This window comes from Psychrobacter sp. P11G3, from assembly GCF_001435845.1.
Taxonomy (GTDB): Bacteria; Pseudomonadota; Gammaproteobacteria; order Pseudomonadales; family Moraxellaceae; genus Psychrobacter.
Genome location: NZ_CM003596.1, coordinates 2,832,370 through 2,845,203 on the forward strand (window position 1 = coordinate 2,832,370; position 12,834 = coordinate 2,845,203).

Here is a 12,834-nt window from a genome sequence, read left to right on the forward strand (position 1 = left end):
TGGTGCAATATCCTTTACGATAGCACTATCCTATTTGTATGCTTGAACCAATTATCTATACCTATTAAAACTGATAAGTGAATCCTATTTTATGTCTGATGTTATTGATCATACGATCGCCCCAATTATTCCCAATGAGCCGATGGATACTCGTTCAGTCGCAGAGTTCACTGAGCAGGCCTATCTCAACTATGCCATGTACGTCATCATGGATCGGGCGCTGCCAAATATCGCCGACGGTCTAAAACCTGTCCAGCGTCGCATCGTCTATGCCATGAGCGAGCTTGGGCTAAAGTCATCTGCTAAGGCGAAAAAATCCGCGCGTACGGTCGGTGATGTATTGGGTAAATACCATCCGCATGGTGACAGTGCTTGTTATGAAGCCATGGTACTGATGGCACAGCCGTTCAGTTATCGCTATCCGCTTATCACTGGTCAAGGTAATTGGGGTAGCCCAGATGATCCGAAATCCTTTGCGGCGATGCGTTATACCGAAGCCAAAATGTCGGCTTATGCCAATACACTGCTGGCAGAATTGGGACAAGGTACAGTCGATTGGCAAGATAACTTCGATGGTACGATGCAAGAGCCAACTACCCTACCTGCCCGCCTGCCTAATATTTTATTAAACGGTACGACAGGTATCGCGGTTGGTATGGCAACGGATATTCCACCGCATAACCTTAATGAAGTGGTACGCGCAGCCATTCGTCTGCTCAAAAACCCAGAGCTGTCGGTTAAGCAGCTTACCCAATCGATACCCGCACCTGATTTGCCAACGCCAGCGGAAATCATCACCAGCAAAAAAGATTTGCAAGCGATGTACGAGACTGGACGCGGCAGTTATAAGATGCGCGCCACCTTTCATGTTGACTCTAAAGAAAAGAATCTTGTCATTATTGACGCGCTTCCTTACCAAGTTTCAGGCAACAAAATCCAAGAGCAAATTGCCAAGCTTATGACCGATAAAAAGCTGCCATGGGTTACCGATATTCACGATGAATCAGATCACGAAAATGCCTGCCGTATCGTCCTTGAGTTGCGCTCAACGCGAGTCGATGTCGATCGTGTCATGAGTCACCTATTTGCTAGTACTGATCTAGAAAGTAATTACCGCGTTAATATGAACATGATTGGCTTAAATGGTAAGCCGCAGGTGAAAAACTTAAAGGAAGTCTTGGAAGAATGGTTAATCTGTCGCCGCTCGGTGGTCACGCGACGCTTGCAATATCGCCTAGATAAAATCGATAAACGCTTGCATATCTTGGCGGGCTTGCTGATTGCTTATCTGAATATTGATGAAGTGATTCGCATCATTCGTGAAGAGGATGATCCAAAAGCGACCTTGATGCAGGATTATGACCTGACTGACATTCAAGCCAATGCTATCTTGGATATTCGTTTGCGTCAGTTGGCAAAATTAGAAGAGATTGAGCTGCGCCGCGAGCAAGATGAACTTGCTGCCGAACGTGCCATCATTCAAGAATACTTAGACAATCCAGACAGTCTAACCAATCTGATGATCGATGAGCTTACTGCCGATATGAAAGAACATGGCAATGAGCGTGTATCACCATTGGCAGAACGCGAAGAAGCACAAGCACTGAAAGAGTCAGACCTCGTACCGAGTGAGCCGGTCACTGCCATCTTATCAAAAGCAGGTTGGATTCGTGCCGCCAAGGGCCATGATGTCGATGCCGCTGGTATGAGTTACCGCTCAGGTGACAGCTATCAAGCGCACGTGCGCGGCAAATCAAACGAAAGGATTTACGTGCTCGACAGTACGGGACGCAGCTATAGTATTGATGCGCATAATTTAGCATCTGCACGTGGTCAAGGCGATCCATTGACCAGTGTATTAAAGCCGCCAGCAGGCGCTAGCTTTGAGCAGCTACTAACGGGTGATAACGATCAACGTATTATCCTTGCCAGCTCAGCAGGTTATGGTTTTATCAATACCATTGGCAACCTCGATAGCAATCAGAAAGCTGGTAAAAACGTCATTAACCTAGCAACTGATAGTCGCTTGCTCCCTGTTGCGCGTATCGACGCGCCAGTAGAGACCGCCGCCAATGCCGAAGGTGAAAATAGTAATATACGTGTGACACCTGATCATGTTGCTGTCGCGACCAATGCAGGATATCTACTGATATTTGCCCTTGATGATTTGCCTGAACAAGCGCGCGGTAAAGGAAACAAACTTATTAAATTAAAAGACGGTGAAGAAGTGCTCGCAATCACACCACTTAGTCAGCAAGACAGCCTTGTCATTACTGCTGGCAAACGCCATGTGACACTCAAGCCAAATGATTTGGCTAACTATACGGGTGTTCGCGGTAATCGTGGTGGACAGTTGCCAAGAGGCTTTCAGAACGTGACGAGTGTTGAAGTTGGATAACTTAGATAAATCCTCAAACATATTAAACGTTTAGCTCGCATGTTCGTAGTGTTGCATATCATAAACTTCACCCAGCCTACGCGATATCGAATATTTTCTTAGCAAATTAAATATAAGCAGAAACCTATGAAAACAGGACGTAATGATAAGTGTTGGTGCGGTTCAGGAAAGAAATTTAAACGTTGCCACTATGGACGTGAAAACGAAACTCCTGTGAGTAAAGGCGAGGCTATTGGTCATAGTCAGAAAAATGCTTCACGAAAATATTGTTATGCCCCCGCTGATTTAAAACATGAGTGTAGTCAAAAAATCATTAATGCTCATACTGTCTCAAAAAGCAGTAGCCTAAAAGAAATTGCAGATGAAAGTAACCATGTTTTAGGGTTAAAAATAAACTTCGCAAATATAGCAAGAAACAAAGGGGAGTTAATTCCAGAAAAAATAGGAATTAATAAAGCTTCTACCTTTAAGGGTTTCTGTTCCAAACATGATAAGTCCCTTTTCTCTTGTATTGAAGATAGAGAGTTTATTGGAGATGAAGAACAGTGTTTAGCTCTAATGTGCCGTTCAGTAGCAAAAGAGATTTATGCTAAAGAAGGAGGGCTTCACACCTCTGATTTCGCTAAAAATAGTGATAAAGGTAAGAGCCTATTAGTTCAAATGTTGATTCAAAAATTTGCTGCAAATCATGAAACAGGAACTAATGCTGCTCTTGCAGAATTATCGAATCTTAAATCTCAACTTGATGACCAACTTCTAGGAAAATCAATTGGCAATTTAAGCCATCTTATTATTGATTCAACATCACCTATGCCTGTCGCTGTCTCTTCAATTATTGCCCCTATGAATGACTTTGATGGAAATTTAATCCAAGATTTAGGTGACTTAAATATTGTTGCTGAGCACTTAGTTTTTAATTCATTTTCTAGTGATGGCAAAGGGTATGTGGTTTTCAGTTGGTCTAAAAACTCTACCAAAGTATTAAGCTTTATTGAATCATTATTAGCTTTAGAACCAAAGAAAATTTTTAGTGCGCTAATAAGGTTCTTTTTTGGAGTTGCTGAAAATACATTTATTTCACCTATATGGTGGGACAGTTTATCGGACGAACAAAAAGATAAAATAAATGGCCTTATCATGTCAGGGATAAGTCCGTTCGAGCCTAATAATGATAATTTACTAGTTGATGATGGTGTCAATTTTTCGGGGTGGAACATTGGTAGCATTAGGAAAATAAATTTTTAATAATAAATTCAATCGAACAAAAAGCCGTCTATACACAAGTATAGACGGCTTTCTTATGCTGGTTAGAGCAGACAGTCTTTATACTGAACGCATACTACGCATCTACAATTTCTGAATTAACCACCTTCAAATATCGCTGACAAAAAGCTTTCAATCTGAGTACTTTTCATTAGGTAAGGATTGAAGTCAAAACCTGCTGAGAAATTTTTTAAGGCATACTCCTCATCTTCGGCACTTTCCGTCAGGTGCTTGGTTACCAACCCATCCCACCGAAGCGCTTCTATCTCTTCCACCTTGACAACATTAGGAATAATCTTGAAATGCTCATCAATTATCTTCGCTAGAGCAGCGTTGACCGCCGGTCTTGAGCCTTGAATATTTTGAACAAAGTAACCGTCATTGATCACAAGCGCTGCAACTAACCCACTTTCCTCAAAGTATCTTCGCCACTGCTCAAGAGCACGAGTCAACTCTATACCTGTTTTCATTTCGATGTTTTTACCGATATACGTTAGGCTAATCAGCAGATGCTCGCCATGTCTTTTCCTATTTTCTGAAGTTTGACGTGTGGTTATTTGCATAAGAAAATCCATTTATATAATAGGTATATAAACTAATATACACTTTATCATAAAGTATAATCAATAAAACTCTTGGGAATTGACCAGCTTCTTATCATCCATAGCTTAAAATAACATAACAAAAACAGATATCACCAAGACGTTTTTAGTAGTTAAATACTGCAAGAGTCAGGTATGAATAGTCACTTATGAACATCCGCCAATATTTTATCCAGTTGCTAAGAAAACATCCTGTACCGATACTGCTAATTTGCTTTCAAAAAAAAGCCACCTATACAAACGTATGGACGGCTTTTCTATTCTATCTAGGACAAGTGACTACTAACAACTCTAAGAGGCAAATATTTAAGAAATAAATGCTACTCATTAAAAATTAATTGGATTCAGCATTTTCGAATATCGCCTTCAAGAAGCTTTCAATCTGAGAGCTTTTCATTAGATAAGGATTGTAGTCAGAGCCTGCTGAAAAGTTCTTTAGGGCATGCTCTTCATCTTCAACGCTTGAGGTTAGATGCTTAACTAAAAACCCACTCCATTGGCGCGATTCTATTTCCTCTATATTCACAATATTAGGAACAATAGTGGAATGCTCGTCAAGTATCTTTTCCAAGGCAGTATTGATAGCAGGTCTTGTTCCTTGAAAACTTTGAACGAAATAACCTTCACTAATGACTAAAGCTGAAACGATATCGTTTTCTTCAAAATATCTGCGCCAGTACTCAAGTGCGCGAGTCAGCTCAATCCCCGAATCTAGATCGACATTTTTGGCGATATATGTCATGTGGATAAGAATATGCTCGCCATGCCTTTTTCTATCTTCTGAAGGTTGGCTTGTCGTTATGTTCATAAGAAACCTTATTTATAAAAAATTCATTTAAATCAAGATATACTTTAAGATAAAGTATAATTAATAACTTTTTTTATCATTTGCTATGATTTTTTTAGATTTATAACATAGAAGTTTCAATGATATAGCATACCAATATCCATAGTAGTAAAATTATACTACAAAGTTGTCACGTTCAGTATCTTGGCATTATTCCAATAGTTAACAAGCCTAATCTATATTTTCCTATAGCCCTGCCTCAACACACTTATATGACTGAGCCACGTTTACTGATTAACTAAATATTATAAACATCAATCAGGGCCTGTAATGTCTGTTGAGCTAGCGCATTTATAGGCATGTAAAACACAACCTACCCTCAATAAGAAGCCATCTAAGGTATATAAACAGTCTTGTATAGACGGCTCTGTTGCATACCAATTGTTGCATATTAATTGAATAGCTAACGTATTAATACCGACCCATCTCAACGGTTGTTTCAGCAAGTACCGAGTCGCCTTGCCATGCTTGTACATCTACCGTATACAGATGGTTTTTTCCACCAGAGCAAGGCGGCTTATATGCACCGCCCGCCTCACCTTTACGGTTACGGTATTCTGCGACCATCTCAATACCTACTGGTACTTCGTAAGTGTGACCAAATACTCGTGGCAATTCTGCACTCGTAGCACCCTCTGGTAGTGCGAACTCCACGATACCATGGCCACCATGCTGCATACGTTTATTGCTTACATCGTTGTAGACGAACACCAAGCTTTCCGCGCCTGCCGGAATGTTTGAAACAGTCATGCTAGGCGTGGCTGGACTTTTGCCATCATAGTTTAGACATTGCTGCCCCTCAGGTATTTTTTTGCCATCCCAAGCAGTATCGTTAAAATCAACATCCATTGCGAAAGCGTTGGCAGATAAAGCCAAGGTTGCCAAAACTGTAACCGATTTTAAGGTGAAAAAGTTCATACTTATTCCTTTAGGTAGCTGCTGCATTAATAACGATAGTCCATCTTATTTCGTAGATTGGTTTTGATAATTGAATATAACTTTATAATAAATAGACACGGTTAAGTTAATCATATCGTTTAGCATTTTTGTTAATCCTTTGGGCAAGTGATAAGCAACCGCAAAGCTCACTATGCTAATGCTGACTCAATAAGCGTATTTGCAGCATCATAGGTTACTCGATAGGTATTTATCTGATTGGGTATGTTGTAGTAGTATCTGAATCATTGTAACTACACGACTAAGAATAATAGGATCATCATGTTTATCGAAGATAAGATTGCCAAAGAAAGTATGACTACTAAGATTTCGACCCCAAAAATCATCTTTTTTGACATTGATGATACCTTAAGCCGTAACGGCATCATCGCTGAACACAATAAAGCGACGCTTGAGCAGCTTGCAGATACCGATATTAAGCTAGTGATTTCGACTGGTCGTTCTAAAGCCATATTGCCTGAAGACATTCTAGCGTTGCTTGATGCAGATATATTGGACGCCATTATTTGTATGAATGGACAATATAGTTTTGATAAAAGCGGCCGAATCAGCCACTACCCATTAACGGCTGAACAGACAGATAAAATCGTACGCCTGTGCCAGCAGAGTGATTTGATTCATAAATTTGACTCTGCCACTCATATCGCGTGGTCAGGTGAAAATGAACGTTTACGCGAGTTCAATGCGGTCACGCCCAATTCGATCCTTGACCCTGAGTACTACAAGACAAATACCGTCTATCAATGCTCGGTATTTTTTAACAATCAGCAAGAAAAAATGCAGGATATCGATTTTGCTCAGTATGATTTAAAGCTGGTACATTGGCATCAGATTGGTGCTGATATATTACCAGCAGAGGCATCAAAAGCCCGCGGTATCAAAGATATGTGCGAGTACTATGCAGTGGATGCAAGCGAATGTATGGCATTTGGTGATGGTATGAACGACCTAGAAATGTTCGACTTGGTCGGGTTTGCCGTGGCCATGGGAGATGCGCAGCCAGCTTTAATAGAACGCGCTGACTTTGTCACTGGGACGATTGAAGAATATGGTATTCAAACCGTGCTTAATCAGTTAGCAATGAAGTCATAAGACTGTTCAGGCACATAAAGCCATTAATGTTTATTTAAAAAAAGCCCTTACTAACCGAGTAGTAAGGGCTTTTTGTTATGGGCTAATTTTATATAGAAAATATAAATGAAAACTGTAGCAATGATGATTCCATCACATTGACGATCATTTTATCCCTTCTACAAATCCAATAGAACGTTAAGGCGTCAGTTAAGACCTCGATTAAGGCATAGTCAAGCCACCATCCACAGCGATAGATTGTCCAGTAATAGCCATGCTCAAATCAGACGCCATGAGCAATACTGAATTGGCAAAATCAGCTACCGAAGTCGCTTGGCGCAGCGGCGTTGTAGTCGCAATATAATCAAATACCTCTTCAGTGGTTAAGCTACTTGCGTCGGTAGTTTTTAATAATCCACCTGCCAGCAAATTAACCCGAATACCATATTGACCAAGCTCGCTCGCGAGATTGCGTGTTAGCCCAATCAATGCTGATTTAGCCGTGGTGTAATCATAATAGGTAACCACTGGGTTGTAGACAAGATTGGTCGATATATTAATAATTTTACCTACTTGCTGCGCTTTCATCTGCGGAAGCACCGCTTGCACTGTATTGACTGCGCCTTTGACGATACCGTCCATTTGTTGTGAAAAATGCGACCACTTTACGGTCTCAATACTGGTGTACGCAGCACTTGGATTGAACTGATAATTCGGCAAAGCATTATTGACCAGTATATCGATACGTCCATGACGAGTGATGACTTCAGCTGCCATGGCTTGTACTTGCTCAAGATCGGTCACATCCGCCTGATAAGCAAATGCTTGGCCACCTGTCGCAATGATATCAGCCACTACCGCCTCAGCAGCCTGTTTACTATTGAGGTAGTTGACGCAAACGATAGCACCTGCCGCTGCCATTTGCTGTGCAATCTGTGCACCGAGCCCACGACTGGCACCAGTGACTATGGCGACTTTATCCGTAAGCAATACCGGTATAACTGAGTGGCTTTTATTCAAGGCGTTTTGAGTTGAGGTACTTTCGGTCATTGTGCTGTATCCTTTATTATTATGGTATGGTTGGTGTCTTAAAGCCAAAGGCTTATACTTACTTAAATGATGTTCGTCATACTTCGGCCTGCGCCAATCATAGCATGGTTATATGCTATCTTTTTTCGATTCGACGTTAGCAGCTCGCTAGCAATTCTACCTAAAATTAGCTGTCATTAAATTAGTTTTGCTACTCATCTCATTAGCCCAACTGGCTATTTTTATTAGTATTGTTAAGCATTACCTTAATAACAACCCTTTAAATTGTATAAATTAATGACCATAATAGTTTTATTGGCCATATCAGGCTTTTATCTTTTTGGCTTTTTTATTGAATTTTTCTGATTTGCATTATCTTTATTTAGGAGAGATATTTTGACCCATTTATCATCGTCCCATCCAACTACTCACACCTCGGCTAGTGTCGGTCGTATAGTGCCAAAAGCATTATTAGCAGCGGCTGTCGGCTTGGTGCTTGCCAGCTGTAGCAACTCTGATAATGCAGCGGATGGCAGTGCTGCGGCGAGCAATGAGACGCTGAACCTTTACAACTGGTCAGAATATATGCCGCAAGAGATTTTAGATGGTTTTGAAGAAGAAACTGGCATCTCAGTTAATTACACCACATTTGACTCTAACGAAGCGATGTATGCCAAACTCAAACTATTGGATGATTCGAGCCAGTATGACTTAGCGATTCCATCGACTTATTACGTCGAAAAGATGGCGAAAGAAGGACTACTACAAGAGCTAGACAAATCAAAACTGAGCAATTTTAAAAACCTTGATACCTCATTTACCAATACCAAAGTTGATCCTGATAACAAATACTCTATCCCTTATATGTGGGGCAGCACCGGTCTAGCCATTAACGGTGACAGTGTCGATCCGAAAACTGTCAATAGCTGGAATGACCTATGGGATCCTAAGTATAAGGGTCAGGTGATGCTGACTAATGATGTGCGTGAAGTCTTTGGTATGGCACTGCTGACTCTTGGCTACTCAGGTAATAGTAGCAATCCTGACGAAATCGAAGCCGCTTACGATAAGCTCACCACGTTGATGCCAAACGTCAAAACCTTTAACTCTGATGCGACACGTATGCCATATATCGAAGGTGAGACTGCGCTTGGTATGACATGGAATGGTGAAGCAGTCATGGCCAATGACGAAGGTTTGACTAGCTTAGTTTATAAGTATCCAACCGAAGGCGCTATCTTATGGATGGACAACTTTGTCATTCCAAAAAACGCCAAGCAAGTTGATGCAGCACATAAATTTATTGATTACTTATTGCGTCCTGAAAATGCAAAAATTGTCAGCGAAGAGATTGGCTACGCATCACCAAACATAGCAGCGCGAGAATTGATGGATGAGAGCGTCCAAAACAATCCAACGATTTATCCTTCTAAAGAAGTACTGGCAAAAGCTGAGTTCCAAGAAGATGTGGGTGATGAAGCGTTGCAAGTGTATCAACAGTACTGGGACAAGCTAAAGACTGGTCGTTAATAGTTTTGATTTAGTACTTTAAAATAAAGTAGTCTTTTAAAAATAAAAACGCTGATCTTAAATGGTCAGCGTTTTTTTGCGTTACAAATGTAAATCTGTCTCGCCGCCCTGCTCTTTCATCCGGCGCTGCTCGCGACGTTGATAGCCCAGACCAGATGCAGCAAACCAATGCGGCTTCGATGTTTGTAGTAAATCACTCAGCTGCTGTAATTGAGTTTGCAAGGTTTGGGTCAACCAGAAATACCCCTGCCACTCAAATGCTAGGTGCTGTACGCTTGGGTACTCTGAGACGGCAATACGGGTAATGGGTCGAAATACCTCATCGCTTGGACTACGTAACACTGCCGCCATGTGCTGCATCGCTTGGGTTAGCTCATGCTGATAATGTACCAATAGAACATGGTTTTCTTCATCAATCTCAATATTCGCTAAGCGCGGTGCCGCACTTAACAGTAAATCAATCGTCCCGATAATATTACGGTGGGTACGTTGGATCGTCTCTAGCGTTTCTTTTTCGATTCCTGACTCACTGGCTGTCGCCGCGATATGTGGTCGCACAGCCAGCAGACGTTTATTAATCTGCTGTAACGCTGTGACCAACGCTCTATCAACTGGTACTTCCTTAACAGGAAAAGCCACTGGGTTTAATTTTTGAACAGAGTCATCTACTACTCCGTCTGTCGCGTCAATATGATGACCTACGCCAGCGTAGAGGCTACTACAAGCGTCAAGGTTGCTACTCAATAAAAATCGCCACATCAACGTTGATTTGAGCGGCAAAATCAGCGTCACTGCTACCGAAACGCCTGTCCCCAGTAAGATATTTAGCGCGCGGTAGATACCATCTTGACCAATGCTATTATTGCCTAAATCAGAGACAATCATCAACATAGTGATACCCGTTAACAGTCCTGTATACCCAAGCTGTCTAACGGCTAGATAGCCAATAATGCCACTTAGCAGACCAATGAGCGCATAGTCCACCCACAACCATGCACCCGCATTTTGATTAAACCATAACACCCCAAGCGCAGTACCAATACCTAATAAAGTACCGATTACGCGCTCTTTCGCCTTAGTATAAATAGCACCTTGGTATTGCAATAACCCTAAAATAATAAATACGGTAATGGTCGTCCATTCACCGTGCGGAAGATTGGTGATTTTATTGACCAATAGGGCCAAGATCACAGCCGTACCTAGGCGTGTGGCATGTAGGATATCTGCATGTTGGTAGCGAACATAGGGTTCGAAAAATGGAGCAGTAATACGCTGATAAAGGGTGGGTTTCACGCAAGGCTACTCTTTTTGGGTGGAATGTTTAGGTGAGACATTCTAATAAAGTATTATTAAAATATCTCAATAAATAGCGGTAAGTATAAGTTAATATTCTATCAGCAAAATGACGGGCAAAAAATAACGCCTTTTACCTATTATTCACAGGTAAAAGGCGTTATAAAAAATATCCTAGCACACTATATTGATATCTACACTATTGAAGACTATTCACCAAATGACTCATCGAATTACTTATCAAGATCTGCATTAGTGTTAATGAATAATAGTCTATTGCGCTAGCGTATTACACTTCTAGGTAGTCTAGAATACCTTCCGCAGCTTCGCGGCCTTCCCAAATCGCCGTCACAACCAAGTCAGAACCGCGCACCATATCGCCACCAGCGAAGATTTTAGGATTTTGGGTCTGGAATTTGAAGGTTTGCTTTTCGGCTGCTAGTACGCGACCAGAGCTGTCCATCCCCACTTGCTGAGACTCAAACCAATCAGCAGGACTTGGTCTAAAACCAAATGCCATGATGACTGCATCACATGGGATGATCTCTTCAGAATTAGGAATTGGTTCAGGGCGTTGACGACCACGGTTGTCTGGTGCACCCAGCTGAGTAGTAACAACTTTTACGCCATTAACTTTACCGTTTAAGCCGATGATTTCGGTTGGCTGACGATTAAATAAGAACTCGACGCCTTCCTCACGAGCATTGACCACTTCACGGCGTGAACCCGGCATGTTTTCTTCGTCACGGCGATAGGCACAAACTACTTTTTCGGCGCCTTGACGGATACTGGTACGGTTACAGTCCATTGCTGTATCGCCGCCACCAAGTACCACCACCTTTTTACCTTTAAAGTCGATGTACTCTTCAGCGTCTTTTTCCCAGTCATTACAACGGTTCACGTTGGCAATCAGGTAATCTAGTGCATCGTAGACGCCTGTCAGCTCTTCACCAGCGAAGCCGCCGCGCATATAGGTGTATGTACCCATACCCATAAATACTGCGTCATAGTCAGCCAATAGCTCATCAATGGTGACGTCTGTACCAATCTCTGTCTCTAAACGGAATTCGATACCCATGTCTTCAAAGATCACACGGCGATTGCGCATGACGTCTTTTTCCATCTTGAATTCAGGAATACCGAATGTCAGTAAGCCGCCAATCTCAGGGCGCTTATCAAAGACAACTGGTTTGACACCGTTTCTGACCAAGATATCCGCGCAACCCAGACCCGCTGGTCCTGCGCCAATGATAGCGACTTTTTTATCTGTCCAAACGACTTCAGACATATCTGGACGCCAACCAAGTGCAAACGCAGTATCGTTGATATATTTTTCGACATTACCAATGGTCACTGCGCCAAAACCATCATTTAACGTACAAGCGCCTTCACACAGACGATCTTGCGGGCAAACTCGTCCGCATACTTCAGGCAAGGTATTGGTACGGTGACACAATTCAGCTGCCTGAAATATCTGGCCTTCTGTGGCCAGTTTTAGCCAGTTAGGAATATAGTTGTGTACTGGACATTTCCACTCGCAGTACGGGTTACCACACTCAAGACAACGATGTGCTTGCTGAGCAACGGCTTCGTTTTCGAAAGGCTTATAAATTTCAACAAACTCTGTTGAACGCGTTGCAATGTCTTTTTTGGTTGGATCAAATCTTGGTACATCTAAAAACTGGAAGTTATTTTCTAAGCGTTTTGCCATGGTGCTATCTCTTTTATATAAGGCTCTTTTGCAGTGGGTGGCGACAGTCAGCGATGTTTGGTTTGTCTAAAATCTAAGACATGTATCGCTGCTGTCACGTACCTGCTGAAAACCTGTGAGTTAAAACGTCTCT

Annotated in this window: 10 protein-coding genes; 4 read left to right on the forward strand and 6 right to left on the reverse strand. The window is 41.9% G+C overall.

Translation table 11 applies throughout. The features are described 5' to 3' along the window. Positions 1–91: 91 nt before the first annotated feature. Both parC and AK824_RS11465 read left to right on the forward strand, forming a co-directional pair. A complete protein-coding gene (gene parC, locus AK824_RS11460; protein WP_057761681.1) occupies positions 92–2,398 on the forward strand; it encodes a DNA topoisomerase IV subunit A in 2,307 nt (768 codons plus the stop codon). A 126-nt stretch (positions 2,399–2,524) separates the two neighbouring features. Continuing rightward, on the forward strand, positions 2,525–3,643 hold the full coding sequence (locus AK824_RS11465; protein WP_057761683.1) for a YecA family protein: 1,119 nt from the start codon (positions 2,525–2,527) through the stop codon (positions 3,641–3,643). A 116-nt stretch (positions 3,644–3,759) separates the two neighbouring features. On the opposite strand, the gene AK824_RS11470 is transcribed toward AK824_RS11465, so the two are convergent. From AK824_RS11470 to AK824_RS11480, 3 genes are all read right to left on the reverse strand, one after another. Then, complete coding sequence (locus AK824_RS11470; RefSeq protein ID WP_057761684.1) at positions 3,760–4,224, reverse strand: BLUF domain-containing protein; 465 nt, start codon at positions 4,222–4,224, stop codon at positions 3,760–3,762. Between the two features lie 373 nt (positions 4,225–4,597). Further along, on the reverse strand, positions 4,598–5,071 hold the full coding sequence (locus tag AK824_RS11475) for a BLUF domain-containing protein (protein ID WP_057761686.1): 474 nt from the start codon (positions 5,069–5,071) through the stop codon (positions 4,598–4,600). A gap of 450 nt (positions 5,072–5,521) precedes the next feature. Beyond that, entirely contained in the window at positions 5,522–6,028 is a 507-nt protein-coding gene (locus tag AK824_RS11480) for a hypothetical protein (RefSeq protein ID WP_057761688.1), read from the reverse strand. 300 nt (positions 6,029–6,328) lie between these two features. On the opposite strand from AK824_RS11480, the gene AK824_RS11485 reads away from it, so the two are divergent. After that, positions 6,329–7,159, forward strand: coding sequence for an HAD family hydrolase (locus tag AK824_RS11485; RefSeq protein WP_082624645.1), 831 nt, complete (start codon positions 6,329–6,331; stop codon positions 7,157–7,159). Positions 7,160–7,360: 201 nt separating this feature from the next. On the opposite strand, the gene AK824_RS11490 is transcribed toward AK824_RS11485, so the two are convergent. After that, positions 7,361–8,188 carry a 3-oxoacyl-ACP reductase gene (locus tag AK824_RS11490; RefSeq protein WP_082624646.1) on the reverse strand — a complete coding sequence of 276 codons (828 nt, stop codon included), beginning with the start codon at positions 8,186–8,188 and terminating at the stop codon, positions 7,361–7,363. A gap of 375 nt (positions 8,189–8,563) precedes the next feature. Between AK824_RS11490 and AK824_RS11495 the strand changes: the two genes are divergently transcribed. Then, positions 8,564–9,697, forward strand: coding sequence for an ABC transporter substrate-binding protein (locus AK824_RS11495; protein WP_057761690.1), 1,134 nt, complete (start codon positions 8,564–8,566; stop codon positions 9,695–9,697). An 81-nt stretch (positions 9,698–9,778) separates the two neighbouring features. Here the strand turns inward: AK824_RS11495 and AK824_RS11500 are convergent, their stop codons facing one another. Beyond that, positions 9,779–10,990 carry an FUSC family protein gene (locus AK824_RS11500; protein ID WP_057761692.1) on the reverse strand — a complete coding sequence of 404 codons (1,212 nt, stop codon included), beginning with the start codon at positions 10,988–10,990 and terminating at the stop codon, positions 9,779–9,781. A 289-nt stretch (positions 10,991–11,279) separates the two neighbouring features. After that, on the reverse strand, positions 11,280–12,701 hold the full coding sequence (locus AK824_RS11505; protein ID WP_057761694.1) for a glutamate synthase subunit beta: 1,422 nt from the start codon (positions 12,699–12,701) through the stop codon (positions 11,280–11,282). Positions 12,702–12,834: the final 133 nt, after the last annotated feature.